This window comes from Pseudoalteromonas sp. SD03 (assembly GCF_040937955.1).
Taxonomy (GTDB): Bacteria; Pseudomonadota; Gammaproteobacteria; order Enterobacterales; family Alteromonadaceae; genus Pseudoalteromonas; species Pseudoalteromonas tetraodonis.
Map to the genome: position 1 here is coordinate 984,723 of NZ_CP162514.1, position 19,504 is coordinate 1,004,226.

Below are 19,504 nucleotides of genomic sequence, written 5' to 3' on the forward strand. Positions count from 1 at the left end.
TGTAGTATACATTTATACATAATTATCTTTAGTTATATTTTAGTAAAGCTTAAACGTGATACACACTAAAGCTTTAGTGTGTATCAGTACATTTAGGGTTAGCTATTATCTAATTGCTTTTTTCACTTCGCGCCAGTCAATAATTTTAAAGTTTTGTGGTTGTAGGGGCATGCGATTGTAGCCATCTTGTACTATAAGCATGCCTTCAGGGTAACCTGGCAAAGCCGTTGCTGTAACGGTTAAACCGTCAGTTTCACCTACGCCATCAATGCCTTTATCTAGGTTTGCAATTACATTAAACTTACCTGCAAAGCTTAGACTAGGCTCTTTGTCATCTGAGATTTTATAAAGCACATAGCTATTATCGCCTTGGCTTGATACTACTAAATAGCGAGCATCATTAGCATGATAAATCTCCATACCTTCAACATCTGCCACCAGTTGCTCATTAACACTTTGTAGCTTTACTGCTTTGTTACCAGCGGTAGGCTCTGCACCGATATACCAAATGCCTGCATCTTCTTCACCTGCAAATAGTTGGCCTAGATTATCATCAGCACTACAGCCTTCAGGTTGGCTTGGTAGAGTAAACTCTCTAACCAGTTCACCACTTAAATTACTTTGCTCACCGGTGAGTTTATACTGCTGAAATAAACCTGATTTATCATTAACAAACACGTAATGGCCAGACTCAGAGGAATACATACACATACCGTAAATCTCAGGTAGGTTAGTGGCTATTTCTGTCACATGGTTTACTTGGTTATCGCCATCTACAGTAAATACGCTAATGCTATTAAGAGTACGGTTACTGGCAGTGATCCACGTATGGGTCTGGTTGTTTATGTCTTGATGTTGGCGCACATCAACATTATTTAAACGGCCAACATTAAGCGATTGTACTTTGCTGCCAGCAAGGTCATAAACCATCAAGCCGCGACGTTTATCAGTGCCTAAAATTAAGCTTTTTTTAGCGTCTTGCTCATTAATCCAAATAGCCGGATCATCTGCTGCATCACCAAACGCAGCAACCGGTGTAGTTTGTGCGCTGGCATGAAGGTGAGTCATCGCGACATTGTTTTGTGAAGTCGCTGTTTGCGCTGTGTAGTTAACGTTTGCTTGAATGTAAGCGCCTGTTTCATCATCAATTAATACCAGCTGGGCTTGACTGTCATTGATAAAGCTCGCTGCAACAGACTCTATTGTGTGCTCACCTGCCAGTAACCATTGGCTTAGCTTGTCTGTTTGAGCTTGGTAAGCATAAACCACATTACCATCAGTGGCACTGAGCCATAAAGTACCGTCTTGTGATATCGATAGGGCCCCAATTTCACTGTTTAATTCGCCGTAGGGTTGTACCAAAGCCACAGGCTGCTTATTGGCATCAGATTCTGCATCCGCGTTAATAGCCCACACTCCGAGATCTGCTTCACCCACATACAGAGTTTTGGTGTCATCATTAACAGCACAACCTGAAGCCTCAGTGACCGCAGAGAACTCACGTACTGCGATATTTTTAGCTTGGTTAGTGGCTAAATCATAAATAACCGTTTCGCTGATCAAGCCGCGAACATCCGGCACAAACGCTGATACAGTCTTGGTATTGCTGTTTTTAAATAAACACACTGTATCAGGCTGGGCTTGAGGTGGACTAATGCGGGTGAGTTCATTTAGCTGCCAAGTTCGGCCATTTTTTATAAGCTTAAAAATAGCTACGTTGTCTTGGCTTTTATCAAGGCTGGCGAGTAAAAACTGCTGTGCTGATAATTGCTTTAGTGAAATTGATTCAAAGTTACCGGCTAACAGCACACTGCTTTTCTCGTTATCGGCAAGTAATAAGCCCTGGCTTTCGCTCGCCATTAGCCATTGATTATTACCTAGAGCTGCTGCTTGTGAGCCTTGCATGTTTTGTTGTGGGCCAAATAATTTGGTTTCAATGTCTGTTTTTTCAATATATGTTTTTTTTGCAACTGCTGCATTATTTTGCGTATCGTCATTACTTGTACAGCCGCTTACTGCAGTCATTAGGAGTGCACTGACAAGCACAGCTGAAATTGTATTTAGTTTAAAGTTCATTATTTTATCCTTTACTTATCTATGTGCTTTTCAGTGCTAAAACGTACTTCACCAAGGTGATTAATCGCGCTCATTGTTAGCGTTTCGCCATTGATAGAGACACTTAAAAAGCCCGGTGTTGCTTCTGCGTAGCGGGTAAATTCACGTTGTTTTACAAACCGTGCTTCACTGCCACCACCAGAGACAAAGTGAGCCACCTTGCTATTTTTTGGTTGATTGTATTGCAAGTCGTGCTCGTGCCCTGCGATATAAACGTGCACGTTATGGCGTTCTAAAATAGGTTCTAAAATGTCGCGAAGACCTTGGTTGCGACCAAAGCGTTTACCGCTAGAGTAAAGCGGGTGATGGCCAACAACAATTTTCCATTTTGCGTTACTGCCAGCTAGTTGGGTTTCAAGCCATACCAATTGTGTTTGATAGCTTTGACTTTGGGTTGAGCGGTATTTTTCACGGGTTTTATATTCAGGTTGAATCGGGTTGGTATCTAAAAAAACCATTAACACTTGCTCGTTGTTTTCAAGTGCAAATGTTTTACTGTAGTACCTTGCTGGTAATTGCCAGCGCTGACTTTTTGCTGTGTAGTCAATTTGTGCTTGAGCATTACCAAGGTAATCGTGATTCCCCAAAACAACATACCAATCTTCAAATGTGTGAGGGCCGTGGTATATATTCTCAAAGGCTGATTGCCAAAGAGGATCGTTCACACTTGCCACACCATTTGGGTAAAAGTTGTCGCCGGTCGAGACAACAAAATCGGCATCGGTTTGGTACATGGCGATTTCTAGCTGATGAGCCACCTCTTTTTGATAAAAGTGGCCGTTGTGTCCCCAATCACCAATAACCATAAAGTTAAGGCTATTAGGTAACGTAGTTAACTTGGCTATTTTTTGTTGTTGATATAGCGCATCTTTATAAATAACGGGCTCACCAGCACTAAGCGCTGATGAGCACAGTAGCGCGGCCATTATGAAAGACAATTTAAACATGTTCTATCTCCAAAAAAGCACGCGATGGCTTGCCAATACGTGCTTAAAATGACAATACGTGTGATTAGAATGCGTAACGTAGCATTACTTGAATCACTGGACCTGCTTCTTCAGACTCAAGCTCGTACTCATCAAAGTTACGATTATTTTGATCATCAAGAGAGTCAAACTTGTTGAAAACTTCATCTTTACTGGCATCAAGTAGGTTTGAACCAACTAGGCGAAGCGTTACATTTTCCCAGCGTTTTTCTACGAATAACTCTAAATCAGCACCATAAGAGGTTGTCACTTCTTCACCCACAAAGCGTCCGTATGCATCACCTTGATTACGGTACGTTGCACCAAATGATGCGCCAAGTGTTGGTAAATCTTGGATAAAGCCTACGTTATAAACATAATCAGATTGGTCATTAAATTTACGCTTACCAAAGCTGTCTTCAACTTCACTGTCGAGCCAAGAGTAATTTAAGAAGATTCCAGTGTTAGGCATGTTCAAGGCGCTTAGTGGAGTTGATAAATCAAACTCAACACCTTGAACTGTGCCATCACCAGTATTTTGTGGTTGCAGTACAAATGTGCCTTCGCCTTCAGAGCCTTCAACACCGGTACTGGCAATTTCAATAAGGTCGCTAACGTCACGGTAAAATACGTTTACACCAACAACACCACTTTTACCTAAACGGTATTCGTAACCTAAATCGATACCCCAAGACGATTCTGGTTTAAGGCTTGGGTTACCTAAAAAGTCATTATCGGCGAGCTCTTTTTCAAGTAAGGCGGGTGTCATGTAGTCAAAGTCAGGGCGGCGTAAGCTGCGAGCAACAGAGGCACTGACTCGTCCGTTATCGCTGATGCTATAACGAAAGTGAGCCGACGGTAAGAAAAAGTCATAATCATTCTCGGCAGTTACGCCTTCATTGGTATCAGTAATACTTGAATCAGTTGACTCCCAGCGCACCCCCATCTCCCACGAGAACACATCCGCTTCATGCTTGATTAGCGCAAATAAATCAAAACGGTCTTCTTCTAGGGTATTAACGCCACCAGCCACTGGTTCAAAGGCGTTGTCAAAACCGGCAAGAGTCAGTGGATTCTTAGTAAATTGATCCCAATTGGTAAAGTCTTTTTCAAGCTCATCTTCAGCGACAAAAATAGCGGTATCGCGCTCTTTGCCTTGTATAAAAGCACCAAATTGGATTTCTTTTGAATCACCTACTAGTAAGCTGTGCTGCCATTGTAATGACCATTCTTTATCATCGATATCAACGGTTTCTTCTGCTTCTTCAAATACCATTGGAAGTTCTGAGGTATCAAGCTCAACTTCTTGTTCGTAAACAGACTCTTCAAAGCTGGCGTAACCCACTTTAAATTTACTGGTGCCGCCGAGCAGAGGTAATTCATAGCCAGAATTAATGTTGTAGTTGGTTTGATTAATAAACGAAACGTTTGCGTTATCTGAGAGTAAATTACCCCCTTCAACAACAGAGCCTGACGTTGCCGTTGGGTTGTCGTATTCAAAAGAGCGTTCGTCTTCAGTACGGTCGGTATCAACCCACATAGCACTAATGTCAAACTTACCGTCATTATCAAATACCTTCTCAAAGCTGGCATTTAAAGAGGTATCATCGCCATCACGGGTATCAGATTGATCTTCACGGTTATCAAAATCGTCTGTTGCGTAATTCGGGTTATTTTCAGGGCTATCGCCATAACGTCTGCTTGATTTTTGTTTTGGGTTATAACGACCTTGTAAATTAGCGCCTAACAGTAAACGCCCACCTGCAAACTCAGTGCCGTAAACGCCCGCAAGGCTCTCTTTTATTTCGCCATCATCATAACGTAAGCCACCAGCGCGAATATAACCGCCGTCTAAGCTATAGCCATCGCGTAGTACAATATTAAGCGTACCTGCTATGGCATCGGCAGAGCGGTTGGCACTAGATGAGCGAATAATTTCTACACGCTCAATTAATTCTGCAGGAATACGGTCAACAAAGAATGAACGGTCAGCACCTGCGCCCGGAACTTCCTCGCCATTAATAAGTACTTTTGTGTAAGCAGGGCTTAAGCCTCGCATACGTGCGCCGTCTGATTCCAGTACATCAGATAAAAAAGTAACACTAGGAACACGCTTTAATGCATCACCTGCGGTGAGTGGTTCAAAGCGCTGAAAGTATTCTTGTGAGTATTCAAGCGTGGGCGCTAGTTCTTGCGAGCGGTTGCGATAACCAATCTCGCCATATACCACAAGTTCTTCAGAAACCTTTACTTCAGGTTCTCTTGGTGATGTTTGTTCTTGTGCATTCACGCTAACACTAAATTGGCTCAGTGCTAACGCCGCCACAACAGCATTTAACTTAAATTGTTTCATTGATTTGCTCCGGTTGTCCTTGGTTTGGTGAGCAAACTAAAAAAAGTTAATGACGCTAATGTGACAGTTTTACCGTTAATTCCTGACAAAACGCCAACTTAGTGCTTTTTAAACAGACATTTGAGCTGTTTAAACACGGCTCCAGCGCACTAAAGATGGTTATTACTAGGTTAAATACCTATAAATTTTAATCTCAATGTCATATCAATGAGCCAATATGACCCTGCCGAACACAGCATGACTAAGCTAGCATGCAGACCAACATAGACTAAAGAAGCCACCCTAATGCGATATAACCCATTTACCAGCCATGCAAAATTAACCAACACCATCATTTTATTATTGGTTATTGCTGTAGCAATATGCGCTTACTTTGGCGAACTTAAGCAATGGCAAGACATTGCGTGGCTCGATATTGTTGGTGAGGGCGGTATTGTGTTGATGACACTCAGCTGGATAGTTGCGTTACTTATTTCACGACCGCCAGGCAAAGTAACTACCTTATTAGTGTTAGGTTTAGGTTTGTTTATGTTCTCAGCCACGCTCGATTTACTCGATGAGTGGTTAAAGCAACCTTCACAATTATGGCTCACCTGGTTTGAATCACTGCCAGCGCCGTTTGGTATGTCGCTTACCAGCGCTGGGCTTTATTATTGGCACCAAGAACAGTTTGTTCTAAATCGTCAGTTACGTCGTCGTGAAGCGCATCTGCGAGAGCATGAAAAAGTCTGTCCTGTAACAGGGTTATACCGAGTTAACTACTTACATTCACTCATGCAGCAACAACAAACAGAGCAGCAAGGCGGCACTTTAGGCGTTATTGATATTCGTGATTTTGCAAAGTTTAATGCGCAGTTTGGTTTTAGTGAAGGTGATAGGTTACTAAGAGAAATTAGTGATTTATTAGTAATGAATTGCCGTTTGAATGATGTGCTTTGTCGCTATGCTGGCGATTGTTTTATTGTGCTTATGCCGAATACCAGCCAAAGCCAAGCCAAAGAATTACTAGCGCAAATGAAAGCGGCGCTTAACCATTGTGCGTTTAAAGTCGCAAAAAGCAAAGGCGCACAGTTCCAGCATATTTTAACCGCCACCATGGCAATGGATTTAGCGCAAGATCCAGTGCAGCAAACCAGCCAGTTACATCAACAATTACAACAAGAAAAGGCCCTTGTAGGTGCAGCAGTATATTAGCCTAGATGATAAATACCTCAGCGCGGAGGGAATGATCACTGCGCTGGTGGAGCTTGCTCAAGGGCGAGGGATCCCGCTGCATAAATTGCTGCGTGGTACGGGTATTTTTGAGCAAGATTTATATGATCTATCACAGCGCTTTAGTTTATCCCAGTTATTGGCTTTAATTAGCCAGTTTAAAGCCTTAATGAAGAGTAATGATAGTGGCTTTTTACTGGGTCATCAATTGGTTAATGACGTTAGCCCAGCAGTGCAAAGTGTGCGTTTAAGCCCCAGTTTAGGTATGGCTTTAAAGCAATTACAACAAATTAGTACCGTTATTGCCCCTTTATTATTTACCCGTAAGCATATATTTAAAGACGATTTATATCTGTACTTGCAACCGAGTATCGGTATGGACGAGTCATTAAAAAATTATTGTTTTGAAATATATAGCGCTGCGTTAATGAGCTTGCTTAAACGAGTATGTAATGTGTATCCACATTGTTATTTTGACTTTACCTGTAAACGCCCTCGGCATATTCAAGAATATGAGCAGCACTTAGGCTTACGAATACGGTTTGAACAACCCTATACCCGTTGGCACTTTAATAAACAACTACTTAAGTGCACAAACCCAGAGGCTAGTCAGCTTAGGTGGCAGCAGTGCATAGCGCAAAGTGAGTTACATAAGAATGTATCACAGTCTTTTGTTGAGGCTGTGTGCCAGCGCATTTACCGTGATAAAAACAACAGCCTTGCTAACAGTGCTGAGCATTTTGCCATGAGCTCTGCTACGTTTAAACGTAAGTTAAAACAACACGGTGTCAGTTATTCTCAATTACAAGATGAGCAAAATAAACTTAAAGCTCTGCATTTACTGGGGGTGTGCCAGCAAGGTAATGAACGAGTGGCTGATCGGCTTGCATTTTATGATATTCCTAATTTTCGCCGTGCATTTAAGCGTTGGACAGGTATTACGCCGAGTCAGTTAAAAGTATAATTAAAAACTGGCAGCTTGCTCTATAACAATGCCATGACGTTTTGCTAGGCGCTGATGATCTCTGTCATAGCCTCCACCAATCACAGTGGCTACAGGTGTATTATTTGCAAGGCAACGCTTAAGCACTATGTGGTCGCGCTTTTCTATTCCTTGCCAACTAATATCCAGTTTGCCTAAGCCATCCTCTTGCCAAATATCAACCCCAGCATCATACAAAACCAGATCTGGGTTAAGCTCGTGTAATAAAAATTGTAGCGTATCGTCAACAATACCTAAGTATTCAGCGTCTTGCATATTATTGGCTAAACCAATATCTAAATCGCTAGGAGACTTTCTAAATGGGAAGTTTTTCTCACAATGTATTGAACAGGTAAACGCATAAGGTTGATGAGCCAGCATGGCTGCGGTGCCATCACCTTGGTGAACATCTAAATCAAAAATCAGTACGTTGGTAACTTCACGATTTTGAATTAACGTTTGTGCGGTAAAAGCTAAATCGTTCACCATGCAAAAACCCGAGCCAAAATCACTGTGGGCATGGTGAGTGCCGCCCGCTAAATGGCACGCAAGACCACTTTTAAGCGCTAAACGCGCAGTTTGCAGTGTCCCTAATGGGGCGGTAAATGTGCGGTTCATTAGTGCTTGCGACCAAGGTAGGCCTATACGGCGCATGGCTTTTTCATCTAGGCGATTATGCCATAAATCGTGAATGTAGTTTTCACAGTGCACTATTTCTAACTCTTCAACACGACCATGTGGTGGCTCTATGATATTGCTGCCAGCAAGCCCAAGGGTTTTAACATGCTGGTATAGCTGCGCAAATTTACTCATTACAAAGCGGTGTTTGGGATCAAAACTAAACGAGTAATTAGGATGATAAACTAAAGGTAGATTGGGATTTAAACTCATATCTGCGTCGTTTAATTATTTTTGGTTATGGTAATCAACTTCACGCAGTGCGTCTATTTATGTTTGGTAAATAAGCGTTTCAAGCTCACGGTGTAATAATGTTTCATCAGCAAGGTTTAGTTCAACCAAGCGCTTTAAATGCGTAATGCTGTCTATATCAATGTTATGACATTTAAGACCAATATGGTTTTCTTCTATGTGACGAATAACCACCGGCATTTTTATTTCAATATCGCTTTGTGGCAAGGTAAAACGTAATATTGCTTCGTCATTTTTGTTGCCTGTAAAGGCATCGCTTTTAGTGATCAGTGCACCATGTAAAGAAATATCTAATAGGGTACATGCATACTGGGAGCTAGCCGTTTCCAATTGCGCTGCTGTAGAGAACATAATACGAGAAAATTGCCGACGGTTTTGCATAATAATCTTATAAAGTTGTTATTTATAATAAGCATAGCTGGTAATGCTCAACACGCCAATTTGCTCAAAGATAAAAATAGCTCGCATAAAAAAGCCCCGCATAAAATGCAGGGCTTTTAACTTATTCACTGTGGCTGTTAGCCAATTTTTTTGTACTTAATACGCTTAGGCTGTGCAGCTTCTGCGCCAAGGGTCTTTTTAAGCCACTCTTCGTACTCAGTGTAGTTACCATCAAAGAAGTTAATTTGGCCTTCGTCACGGTAATCTAAAATGTGTGTAGCAATACGGTCAAGGAACCAACGGTCATGCGAGATACACATGACACAACCAGGGAATTCTAAAATAGCATTCTCAAGAGCACGTAATGTTTCAACGTCCAAGTCATTGGTTGGCTCATCCAGTAGCACTACGTTGCCGCCTGCTTTTAACAGCTTAGCTAGGTGTAAACGGTTGCGCTCACCACCAGATAAGTCTTTAACAAACTTTTGTTGATCGTTACCTTTAAAGTTAAAACGGCTAACATAAGCACGGCTTGGGAACTCAAAGTTACCAATTTTTAGTACATCTTGGCCATCAGAGATTTCTTGGAATACCGTTTTGCTTTCGTCCATGTTGCCACGGAACTGATCAACAGTTGCCAGTTCTACTGTTTCACCAATGCTGATATTACCGCTATCTGGCTGCTCTTCACCGCTTAGCATTTTGAATAGCGTTGATTTACCTGCACCATTGGCACCAATAATACCCACAATAGCGCCTTTAGGCATGCTAAAGCTTAAATCATCAATTAAAACACGGTCGCCAAAGCTTTTACGTAAGTTGTTTACTTCTAATACTTGGTCACCTAAACGTGGGCCAGGTGGAATAAACAATTCGTTGGTTTCGTTACGTTTTTGGTAATCAGACTGTTGTAGCTCGCTAAACTGTGCCATACGCGCTTTTGATTTAGCTTGACGACCTTTAGGATTTGAACGCACCCATTCAAGTTCTTGTGCAATTGATTTTTGACGTGCTTTTTCAGATTTTTGCTCTTGCTGTAAGCGGGCATCTTTTTGCTCAAGCCAAGACGAGTAGTTACCTTCCCACGGAATACCTTCACCACGGTCAAGCTCTAAAATCCAGCCAGCAACATTATCAAGGAAGTAACGGTCATGCGTTACTGCCACAACGGTGCCTTCGTAGTCATGTAAGAAGCGCTCTAACCAGGCAACCGACTCAGCATCTAAGTGGTTAGTTGGCTCATCGAGAATAAGCATATCTGGTTTTTCAAGTAACAAACGACAAATAGCAACACGACGGCGTTCACCACCTGAAAGGTGCTCAATTTTAGCGTCCCACTCAGGTAAACGCAGAGCATCGGCAGCACGCTCTAATACGTTATCAATATTATGACCATCGTGCGCTTGAATAATCGCTTCTAATTCACCTTGCTCTTTAGCCAGTGCGTCAAAGTCAGCGCCTTCCATTGCGTATTCGTTATACACTTCGTCAAGGCGGTTAAGGGCATGTTTTACTTCACCCACAGCTTCTTCAACAATTTCACGAACTGTTTTGCTTTCGTCCAAAACAGGCTCTTGCGGCAAGTAACCAATTTTAGTGCCTGGTTGAGGGCGAGCTTCACCTTCAAAATCTTCATCAACACCTGCCATAATGCGTAGTAATGATGATTTACCAGAACCATTTAGACCTAGCACACCAATTTTTGCACCAGGGAAAAAATGCAACGAAATATCTTTTAAGATAGTGCGTTTTGGTGGCACAACCTTAGATACTCGACTCATCGAGAATATAAACTTATCAGGTAAAACCATGGAAGAAGCCTTCAATAATAATAAAAATTTCAATGCTGTATTGTAGTGGCTCACAGGTGAAACAGTCAACGAATGGGGCTGTTTTAAAGTACATATTCAATTTGTACAAAACGCGTGAATAAATTTCATTTAGACATCTATACATCTAGAGGTTGATATTTTTGACATTCTGTTCATAATGAGAGCGTATTAATTCTCGGTTTTTATGAGCAGGAGCTTTAAGAATGCCAATTACAGTAGAAGACGAATTGCCAGCTATTGCACGTTTACGTCATGAAAACGTGTTTGTAATGCCAAAAACACGTGCAAAAACGCAAGAAATACGCCCTATGCGTTTGGCTATTCTTAATCTTATGCCTAATAAAGTAGAAACCGAAGTACAGTTTATTCGCTTGTTGGCTAATTCTCCGCTGCAAGTAAATGTAGAGCTACTACGCCTTGACACGCATCGTAGCAGTAGCAACTCAGAGCAACACTTAGATACCTTTTATCGTTACTTTTCAGAAGTGAAAAACAATAATTACGATGCACTATTAATTACCGGTGCGCCTTTGGCACATTTAGAGTATGAAGAAGTGGCGTATTGGGAAGAATTCAAAGTGATTATTGATTGGGCCGAGCAGCATGTAACCTCTACCTTGTTTTCTTGCTGGGCTGCCCACGCGGCTTTATATCACCGTTATAATTTAAAGCGCGATTTAAAAGAAAATAAACTGTGTGGGGTGTTTACCCATCAATGCTACTTTGCCCATGGTGCACTTACCCGCGGCTTTGACGATACCTTTTTAGTGCCGCACTCACGCTATGGCCACATAGATATAAATAAAATAAACGCCTGTGAAGAGCTGGTGGTATTAGCGGGCTCTGAACGAGTCGGGGCTTATTTACTTAAAAATAAATCGGGCAGCCAAGTGTTTATTACCGGCCACCCAGAATACGATGCCGACAGTTTAAAAGCCGAATATGAGCGCGATTTACAAAAAAGCCCTGATGCGCCAAAGCCCGAAAACTATTTTCCTGATGACGATGCCAGCAAGCAACCATCTAAAACATGGCAAAGCCACGCGTTTTTGCTGTTTTCAAACTGGTTAAATTATTACGTTTACCAAACCACACCCTATGATATTAACTTAGTTAGCCAAGACGTAAGGACTAACAACTATGCCGAATAATCCTCAAAACAATAAGCATCAAGAGCTGAGCGCTGCGCTCAAACAGCGCATTTTAATTTTAGATGGTGCAATGGGAACCATGATCCAAGCGCATAAGCTTGAAGAGCAAGACTACCGTGGTGAACGTTTTAAAGATTGGCACGTGCTTATTAAAGGCAACAACGATTTATTAAGCCTAACCAAGCCAGAAATTATTACTGATATACACCGCAGCTTTTTAGCCGCTGGTGCCGATATTATCGAAACTAACACCTTTAACTCTACCACCATTTCGATGGAAGATTACGACATGGCGAGCATAAGCCGTGAAGTCAATTTAGAGTCGGCTAAGTTAGCCCGCGCTTCATGTGATGAATTTAGCGCCAAAACCCCAGAAAAACCGCGCTATGTAGCCGGTGTGTTAGGGCCAACGTCTAAAACCTGTTCGTTATCGCCGGATGTAAACGACCCCGGCTATCGTAATATCACCTTTGATAAGTTAGTGACTGCGTATGTTGAGTCAACCCTTGCGCTTATGGAGGGCGGTGTAGATATTATTTTAATCGAAACCATATTCGACACGCTTAATGCAAAAGCCGCCTCGTTCGCAGTAGAAGAAGCGTTTGAACAAGCAGGGCGCACATTGCCAGTGATGATTTCAGGTACTATTACCGATGCCTCAGGCCGTACGCTTTCAGGGCAAACAACCGAAGCATTTTATAACTCTATTCGCCATATTAAGCCGCTTTCAATCGGCTTAAATTGCGCCCTTGGGCCAGATTTACTGCGCCAATACGTTGAAGAGCTATCGCGTGTGTGCGAAACCTTTGTCTCTGTTCACCCTAACGCGGGCTTACCTAATGAGTTTGGAGAATACGACTTAGAAGCAGACGACATGGCAAAAGAGATCATAGATTGGGGTAAATCGGGCTTTATTAATATTGTTGGCGGTTGCTGCGGCACTACGCCTGCGCACATTCGTGCCTTTGCCAAAGGGCTTGAAGGCACAGCACCACGAAAATTACCTGAGCTTGAAGTGCGTATGCGTTTATCAGGCCTAGAAGCCTGTAACTTAAATTAAGGAGCCGCCAATGACCCAACAAATTGCAGTATTTACCAATGTCGGCGAGCGTACTAACGTAACTGGCTCGGCGATGTTTAAACGTTTGATCATGGAAGAAGACTACGAGACCGCCCTTAATGTGGCCCGCGAACAAGTAGAAAATGGCGCACAGGTTATTGATATCAACATGGACGAAGCCATGCTGGACTCAAAAGCGGCCATGGTTAAGTTTTTAAACTTAATTGCCTCAGAGCCTGATATTTCTAAAGTACCTATAATGGTCGACTCCTCTAAATGGGAAGTAATAGAAGCAGGCCTAAAGTGTATTCAAGGCAAGGCCATTGTTAATTCCATTTCACTAAAAGAGGGTGAAGAGCCGTTTATTCGCCAAGCTAAAATTATAAAACGCTTTGGCGCCGCCGCTGTTGTGATGGCATTTGATACCGACGGCCAAGCCGATACTGCAGATAGAAAATACGAAATATGCGAACGTAGTTACAGAATATTAGTCGACGAAATTGGCTTTCCGCCAGAAGACATTATATTCGATCCCAATATATTTGCCGTTGCCACCGGCATAGAAGAGCACGACAACTACGCCGTAGAATTTATTGAAGGCACCCGCCGTATTAAGCAAAACTTACCGCACTGTAAAGTGTCGGGTGGGGTATCAAACGTATCGTTTTCGTTTAGAGGTAATAACCCAGTACGTGAAGCGATTCACTCGGTGTTTTTATACCATGCTATAAAAGCGGGTATGGATATGGGCATAGTAAACGCAGGGCAGCTTGCGGTTTACGACGACATCCCCGAGGAACTTCGTAAAGCCGTAGAAGATGTAATTCTTAACACCGACTCAGGTGCGGGCGAGCGCCTTGTTGAACTTGCGCCTAAATATTCAGGCATGGCACAAGCTGAGCGGGTAGAAGATTTAGAATGGCGCACTTGGCCTGTAGAGAAGCGCTTGGAGCATGCCCTTGTAAAAGGCATAACCACCTTTATAGATGAAGATACAGAAGAGTGCCGTGCTGGCGCCGATAAACCTATTCACGTCATTGAAGGGCCACTCATGGATGGCATGAACGTGGTTGGGGATTTATTTGGTGCCGGTAAAATGTTTTTACCCCAAGTGGTTAAATCGGCTCGTGTGATGAAGCGAGCCGTAGCCTACCTTGACCCATTCATTGAAGCCGAAAAAGAAGAAGGCGCCACCAACGGTAAAATTGTTATGGCTACCGTAAAAGGTGACGTGCATGACATAGGTAAAAACATCGTAGGCGTAGTACTACAATGTAATAACTACGAAGTAATCGACCTTGGGGTAATGGTACCAGCAGATAAAATACTGCAAACCGCCATTGACGAAAAAGCCGATATTATAGGCCTTTCAGGTTTAATTACCCCATCGCTTGATGAAATGGTACACGTAGCCAAAGAAATGAAACGCCGAGGCTTTGAGCTACCGCTCATGATTGGTGGGGCAACCACCTCAAAAGCGCATACCGCAGTAAAAATAGAGCCGCAGTACGACAAAGGCGTGGTGTATGTAAATAACGCCAGCCGCGCTGTGGGTGTAGTGTCTAACTTACTTTCTAAAGAGCATAAAGCAGAATTTTTAGCTAAAACCACCGCCGAGTACGACAAAGTACGCGAACAACAAGCACGCAAAAAGCCGCGCTCAAAACCAGTTACCATACAGCGCGCCCGCGATAATGCTGCAAAGCTCGATTGGGATAACTACACACCACCCGTGCCGAAAAAGCTGGGCGTGACCGAGTTTAAAAATGTATCAATCGCGACTCTACGCAAATACATAGACTGGACGCCGTACTTTATGACCTGGTCAATCGCCGGTAAATATCCGCGCATAATGACCGACGAAGTAGTGGGTGAACAAGCACAAAGCTTGTTTAAAGACGCCAACGACATGCTCGATGAGCTTGAAAAGTCAGGCACTTTGCAGCCATTGGGTGTAATTGGTTTATTCCCTGCAAACCGTGTGGGCGATGATATAGAAATTTACACCGACGAAACGCGAAAAGAGCTATTAACTACCTCATGCCATTTACGTCAGCAAACCGAAAAAACCGACTTTGCTAACTACTGCCTAGCCGATTACATTGCGCCAAAAGGCACACCCGATTACTTTGGTGCGTTTGCGGTAACAGGCGGTTTAGAAGAGGACGACCTCGCCAATGCGTTCGATGCCAAGCAAGACGACTATAATAAAATAATGGTAAAAGCCGTAGCCGACAGACTCGCTGAGGCGTTTGCCGAATACTTGCACGAACAAGTGCGTAAAGAGTATTGGGGTTATGCACCGGATGAAAACCTGGGTAACGATGAGCTAATCCGCGAAAACTACCAAGGTATTCGCCCAGCACCGGGTTACCCAGCGTGCCCAGAGCACACTGAGAAAAAGAAAATTTGGCAGTTACTCGATACCGAAAAGCGCATTGGTATGCAGCTCACCAGCTCGTACGCCATGTGGCCAGGTGCTGCGGTGTCGGGTTGGTACTTTTCACACCCACAAGCAAAATACTACGCCGTAGCGGCAGTACAACGTGACCAAGTGGAAGACTACGCCAAGCGAACAAATATGACGCTCGCAGAAGCCGAAAGGTGGTTATCGCCTAACTTGGGGTATGATCCTGATTAGAAGAGCAGCAGTCAAAAGTTGAAGCGGTCAGTTTTTAGCTGTCAGCTATCAGTTAAAACAAAAACGAGCCAAGGTAGGCTCGTTTTTTATTTTAAGAACTAGGTTGTTTACAAAGAGTTTATTTAGTGGAATTATTAATCAATATATAAATTCCCGTTTTAGGGGGGCACTAACTAAGATAATGGGTAATGTTAAGCAATTAGCTTTTTTAAAAGGATTTACATGAATAAAAAAACTTCAAACTTAGTCATTATATTTTTATCTGCATTCATTACATCGTTTGTTAGCCGCTATTTAACTGATTCAATAATAAACCTAAAAGATCTACCTTTTTATATGGAGTTTTTACTTTTCCTAGCTATTTATTTGGTAATTTATTTCCCACTAAATTGTGTATTCGAAAAATTCGTTGTTAAGTCAACATCTGATAGTTAGCAAAACAGTAAGGCAGAATGAGTCAGAGGGTTCGCTATACAAGGCTTTACAGGTATCTTTGCTTATTGTTTTGTCGCATATCTGTGTAGTAATCGGCTTGCTCTTAACCACTATTAAACAAGGCAATTTTATGAAAACGATTGGTATGCTCGGTGGTATGAGTTGGGAGTCAACAGCCAGCTATTACAAAGCTTTAAACGAAGGCGTTAAAAACTCATTGGGTGGGCTACATAGTGCTAAGATTTGTATGGTGAGCGTCGATTTTGCAAAAATTGAAGTGCTACAGCATCAGAGCGATTGGCAACAAACAGCCAATATTCTCACCGAGGCGGCTAAATCTGTAGAGGTTGGTGGTGCCGACTTTTTACTTATTTGTACCAACACTATGCATAAAGTGGCCGATGAGATTGCCAGTAATATTACTATTCCTATTTTGCATATCGCCGATGCCACCGCTGAGCAACTAAAGCACGATAACATTACGCGAGTAGGGTTGTTGGGAACGCAATTTACAATGGAGCAAAACTTTTACAAAGAGCGTTTAACCAATAAGCATAACATTGAGGTGTTAATACCTGAGCCTAATGAGCGAAAGCGAGTGCACGAGGTTATTTATTCGCAGTTATGCCAAGGGATTATTGATGACGATTCGCGAACTGATTATGTGCGTATTATAGAGCGATTATTTGAGCAAGGCGCGCAGGCCATCATTTTAGGCTGTACTGAAATCGCCTTGTTGGTAAAGTCACAACATACGCAGGTTCCGCTTTACGATACCACCAAAATACATGCCGAGGCAGCAGTGAAGTTAGCACTGGCAGAATAGTTAAGCTTGAGATAATAAAAAACCGCCAATTGGCGGTTTTTAATTAGCAAGTAAAGCTGTTAACACGCTTATATTAATGACCTTTCTCAAAGTCATTTACTTCGCGCTCGGCTTCCTCTTTCGACTTACCGTATTTTTGCTGAATTTTACCAACAAGCTCGGTACGGCTACCTTCAATTTTATCTAAATCATCGTTGGTAAGATCGCCCCATTTTTGCTGCGCTTTACCTTTAAGTTCTTTCCAATTTCCTTCGATACGATCGCTATTCATAATTAGCTCCTTATTAAGAGTGATGATTTTTCATTTTAAAAGCGTTACTAATAAAATGATTTTTAACGTTCACTTATAAAGTTGCAAAGGCTATACCAGAAAGTAAAATTTTTTAATTTTATTTATATATCAACTGGTTATTGTTTTTTGATGCGTAAAGTTTTTTAGCTGGTGGCGAGCTTTATAAAAATTCTGCAGGGTGGCTTGTAATTATTGCAGGGACTGTGACTTCAGGGGCTGTTACTTCAAGGGGGATTATTGCAAGTACACTGTGCTGGTTTTTTATAAGTACAAAAAAAGCGAGCTGTTAAAGCTCGCTTTGGTGTTTAATAAAGGAATTAATGTCTAAAGCTTGGCATTAGCGCAGGAATGCCTGGCAGCATACCTACCAGTGCCATTACACCGGTTAATAACACAAACATTATAAGTGGGATGACCCAGCGACTCATTCTCGATAAATCAGCACTTCTTTCTTTACAGCCAATAAGGCCTAAGTTATCAAGTAGCATAGTTAATGACCAACCAAATGCTGGGTTTACTAGGCTTGATGCAAACACCACAATGGCAGCTGATTGCGTGGTTTTACCTTCACGGGTCATTTCCATACCCGCTTCAAGTAGTGGAATAAACACCCCTACAATTAAGGCAACACATAATACTGGCTGCCAAATAGCTAAGTCCATTGGATAGCCCCAAACACCCGCGATAATACAAAATAACGCAGTTAAAATAGCGCCTGCAGGAATAGGGCGTTTTGCAATAGCAGCAGGAACAATGTAAGTGCCCCAAGATGATGCAAAGTTAGCACCGCCTAATAGCGAGCCAAAGGTTTGTCTTGTTGATGCACTAAGCATGGTATCGTCGATATTCATTTGTACTTTTTCAGTACGCTCTGGGTAACTAATTTTTTGAAATACTTGATGGCCTAAAAAGTCAGGCGACCACATAGCAACCGCTAAAACTGCAAAAGGAAGTACAACTATAAAGCTTTCAGCGGTTGGTAAACCAAGCATCCAACCAGTGTTTTCCCCCCACCAGTACATAGGGTTCATGTTTGGTAAGCCCGGTGCGGTATGAAACTCAAACGGTGCGCCTAATGCAAAAGCAGTAAAACCACCAATTAAACAGCTCAGTGGCACGGCTAACCAGCGTTTTTTGTAATGCTCCAATAAAGCATAAAGTAAAATTGTGGCTAAGATTACGATAAAAGCAATATGGGTCATTTGAATTTCTTCAGCCCATGCAAACAGCTTTTTAACTTGTGAAATGGTACCCACAAAGCCTAAATAGAGGAGTAGGCCACCACACACCCCTTTACTGGTGAGCTTGGCCATGAGGCTGCCGCCTTTACTAAATGCTAATATCAATCCAAAGGCACCTATGAGTAAACCAAAGGCCATAGGATGTCCGCCTGCGGCAACCACAATAGGAATTAATGGAATGAGTGGGCCATGAGTACCGGCTAAATTAGCGGTCGGTAAAATAAAGCCCGAAAATAGTAAAATAAATAGCGAAACAATTAAAAGTTCGTAGCGTACGTTTTCAAGTACAAAGCCATCACTTAAACCCAATGGGCCTGCAAACGTGGCAGCAATGGCTGCAACCATGACTACTTTACCTATAGTAGCGGCCATCGCTGGAATGGTGTCTTCAAATTCAAAGCGATAATCTCTAAATGGTAAATTTGGACGCCAGCGTTTTGGCTGCATAATTTGCAATTCGTGCTCTAGGTAAGCGTCGCGGCTTTCAAACTCAGAGCTGGGCTTATGAAGATTTTCATAGCTATCGGACACGGTTTGAGTATCCGCTCCTGGTATAGCATCAGATGAATTATCATCTAGCGGCTTGGTGGTCATGACTTCTCCTGCAACTTAGTTGCTAACTCAAAATAAAAATACAGCTTTTACAAAGCAAATGAACATTGAGTGCGCAGGTTAAAACAGCTTGCTACAGATTGTAATTAGGCAAAAGGTCGTGCATAGCCCAGTTTAACGCATTGTAAGTGTTAACAAAAATAGCAAAGGGATGTGTTGTAACTGGCTTGTTAAATCTAAAAGATATTTAAATTCAATGTCTTATGTTTTTGTTTTTACAGTGTGATCTTGCCATGCAGAATAGCAAAAAGGTCATAAAATCAGCAGATTCAGCAGCAATCATTCTTTAGTCTAATAAAGGTGGCGTTAGCCGCTATTTGCTTATTATAAATACAATTAGCCGCAAAGTTGCACAAAAGCTAACAATACTAAGCTTTAGCGGAACGACTATTTTTGGACTCGAGATAGGGTTTTGAAAGGTAATAATAGGAGTAAAGTAAAAATATGGCGCAAAGTGACTAAACGAGAAATGCCTT

14 protein-coding genes are annotated in these 19,504 nt (G+C 42.3%); 6 read left to right on the forward strand and 8 right to left on the reverse strand.

The features are described from left to right. Positions 1 to 105: 105 nt before the first annotated feature. The 3 genes from ABZP26_RS04575 to ABZP26_RS04585 form a co-directional block, all read right to left on the reverse strand. Positions 106 to 2,076 carry a phytase gene (locus ABZP26_RS04575; protein ID WP_368485409.1) on the reverse strand — a complete coding sequence of 657 codons (1,971 nt, stop codon included), beginning with the start codon at positions 2,074 to 2,076 and terminating at the stop codon, positions 106 to 108. A gap of 11 nt (positions 2,077 to 2,087) precedes the next feature. After that, positions 2,088 to 3,062 carry a metallophosphoesterase gene (locus ABZP26_RS04580; RefSeq protein WP_024601896.1) on the reverse strand — a complete coding sequence of 325 codons (975 nt, stop codon included), beginning with the start codon at positions 3,060 to 3,062 and terminating at the stop codon, positions 2,088 to 2,090. Positions 3,063 to 3,126: 64 nt separating this feature from the next. Beyond that, positions 3,127 to 5,433: a TonB-dependent siderophore receptor gene (locus tag ABZP26_RS04585; RefSeq protein WP_024601897.1), complete on the reverse strand. Its 2,307-nt coding sequence runs from the start codon at positions 5,431 to 5,433 to the stop codon at positions 3,127 to 3,129. 285 nt (positions 5,434 to 5,718) lie between these two features. Here ABZP26_RS04585 and ABZP26_RS04590 point away from each other — a divergent pair, with 285 nt between their 5' ends. Next, positions 5,719 to 6,627 (forward strand): GGDEF domain-containing protein, encoded by a 909-nt coding sequence (locus ABZP26_RS04590; protein ID WP_024601898.1) that lies wholly within the window; start codon positions 5,719 to 5,721, stop codon positions 6,625 to 6,627. Beyond that, on the forward strand, positions 6,611 to 7,609 hold the full coding sequence (locus ABZP26_RS04595; protein WP_024601899.1) for an AraC family transcriptional regulator ligand-binding domain-containing protein: 999 nt from the start codon (positions 6,611 to 6,613) through the stop codon (positions 7,607 to 7,609). Before ABZP26_RS04590 ends, ABZP26_RS04595 begins: the two co-directional genes overlap by 17 nt. Here ABZP26_RS04595 and ABZP26_RS04600 read toward each other — a convergent pair whose 3' ends face one another. The 3 genes from ABZP26_RS04600 to ettA form a co-directional block, all read right to left on the reverse strand. Next, positions 7,610 to 8,518, reverse strand: coding sequence for a histone deacetylase (locus ABZP26_RS04600; protein ID WP_024601900.1), 909 nt, complete (start codon positions 8,516 to 8,518; stop codon positions 7,610 to 7,612). It abuts the gene before it with no gap. A gap of 57 nt (positions 8,519 to 8,575) precedes the next feature. Then, a complete protein-coding gene (locus ABZP26_RS04605; protein WP_013464365.1) occupies positions 8,576 to 8,938 on the reverse strand; it encodes a PilZ domain-containing protein in 363 nt (120 codons plus the stop codon). Between the two features lie 137 nt (positions 8,939 to 9,075). Then, positions 9,076 to 10,749, reverse strand: a complete 1,674-nt coding sequence (gene ettA / locus ABZP26_RS04610; RefSeq protein WP_024601901.1) for an energy-dependent translational throttle protein EttA — start codon at positions 10,747 to 10,749, stop codon at positions 9,076 to 9,078. 224 nt (positions 10,750 to 10,973) lie between these two features. Between ettA and metA the strand changes: the two genes are divergently transcribed. The 4 genes from metA to ABZP26_RS04630 all read left to right on the forward strand — a co-directional run bounded on the left by metA (position 10,974) and on the right by ABZP26_RS04630 (position 16,883). After that, on the forward strand, positions 10,974 to 11,921 hold the full coding sequence (gene metA, locus ABZP26_RS04615) for a homoserine O-succinyltransferase (protein WP_028835473.1): 948 nt from the start codon (positions 10,974 to 10,976) through the stop codon (positions 11,919 to 11,921). Then, positions 11,911 to 12,981: a homocysteine S-methyltransferase family protein gene (locus tag ABZP26_RS04620; protein WP_016899386.1), complete on the forward strand. Its 1,071-nt coding sequence runs from the start codon at positions 11,911 to 11,913 to the stop codon at positions 12,979 to 12,981. Before metA ends, ABZP26_RS04620 begins: the two co-directional genes overlap by 11 nt. A 10-nt stretch (positions 12,982 to 12,991) precedes the next feature. Then, the gene (gene metH / locus ABZP26_RS04625; protein WP_368485410.1) at positions 12,992 to 15,622 is read left to right on the forward strand and encodes a methionine synthase; all 2,631 of its coding nucleotides are present in this window, start codon (positions 12,992 to 12,994) and stop codon (positions 15,620 to 15,622) included. A gap of 565 nt (positions 15,623 to 16,187) precedes the next feature. Continuing rightward, positions 16,188 to 16,883 carry an aspartate/glutamate racemase family protein gene (locus ABZP26_RS04630; RefSeq protein ID WP_368485411.1) on the forward strand — a complete coding sequence of 232 codons (696 nt, stop codon included), beginning with the start codon at positions 16,188 to 16,190 and terminating at the stop codon, positions 16,881 to 16,883. Between the two features lie 73 nt (positions 16,884 to 16,956). Here ABZP26_RS04630 and ABZP26_RS04635 read toward each other — a convergent pair whose 3' ends face one another. After that, entirely contained in the window at positions 16,957 to 17,154 is a 198-nt protein-coding gene (locus ABZP26_RS04635; RefSeq protein WP_010391132.1) for a CsbD family protein, read from the reverse strand. A 338-nt stretch (positions 17,155 to 17,492) separates the two neighbouring features. Then, complete coding sequence (locus ABZP26_RS04640) at positions 17,493 to 19,010, reverse strand: DUF3360 family protein (RefSeq protein ID WP_036956799.1); 1,518 nt, start codon at positions 19,008 to 19,010, stop codon at positions 17,493 to 17,495. Positions 19,011 to 19,504 lie beyond the last annotated feature (494 nt).

Excerpts from the sequence above, each read along its gene's own strand:
- ABZP26_RS04630 (WP_368485411.1), top strand. The coding sequence starts at position 16,188 with ATGAAAACGATTGGTATGCTCGGTGGTATGAGTTGGGAGTCAACAGCC.
- ABZP26_RS04580 (WP_024601896.1), bottom strand. The coding sequence starts at position 3,062 with ATGTTTAAATTGTCTTTCATAATGGCCGCGCTACTGTGCTCATCAGCG.
- ABZP26_RS04640 (WP_036956799.1), bottom strand. The coding sequence starts at position 19,010 with ATGACCACCAAGCCGCTAGATGATAATTCATCTGATGCTATACCAGGA.
- ABZP26_RS04635 (WP_010391132.1), bottom strand. The coding sequence starts at position 17,154 with ATGAATAGCGATCGTATCGAAGGAAATTGGAAAGAACTTAAAGGTAAA.
- ABZP26_RS04590 (WP_024601898.1), top strand. The coding sequence starts at position 5,719 with ATGCGATATAACCCATTTACCAGCCATGCAAAATTAACCAACACCATC.
- metA (WP_028835473.1), top strand. The coding sequence starts at position 10,974 with ATGCCAATTACAGTAGAAGACGAATTGCCAGCTATTGCACGTTTACGT.
- ABZP26_RS04620 (WP_016899386.1), top strand. The coding sequence starts at position 11,911 with ATGCCGAATAATCCTCAAAACAATAAGCATCAAGAGCTGAGCGCTGCG.
- metH (WP_368485410.1), top strand. The coding sequence starts at position 12,992 with ATGACCCAACAAATTGCAGTATTTACCAATGTCGGCGAGCGTACTAAC.
- ABZP26_RS04605 (WP_013464365.1), bottom strand. The coding sequence starts at position 8,938 with ATGCAAAACCGTCGGCAATTTTCTCGTATTATGTTCTCTACAGCAGCG.
- ABZP26_RS04575 (WP_368485409.1), bottom strand. The coding sequence starts at position 2,076 with ATGAACTTTAAACTAAATACAATTTCAGCTGTGCTTGTCAGTGCACTC.
- ettA (WP_024601901.1), bottom strand. The coding sequence starts at position 10,749 with ATGGTTTTACCTGATAAGTTTATATTCTCGATGAGTCGAGTATCTAAG.
- ABZP26_RS04600 (WP_024601900.1), bottom strand. The coding sequence starts at position 8,518 with ATGAGTTTAAATCCCAATCTACCTTTAGTTTATCATCCTAATTACTCG.
- ABZP26_RS04585 (WP_024601897.1), bottom strand. The coding sequence starts at position 5,433 with ATGAAACAATTTAAGTTAAATGCTGTTGTGGCGGCGTTAGCACTGAGC.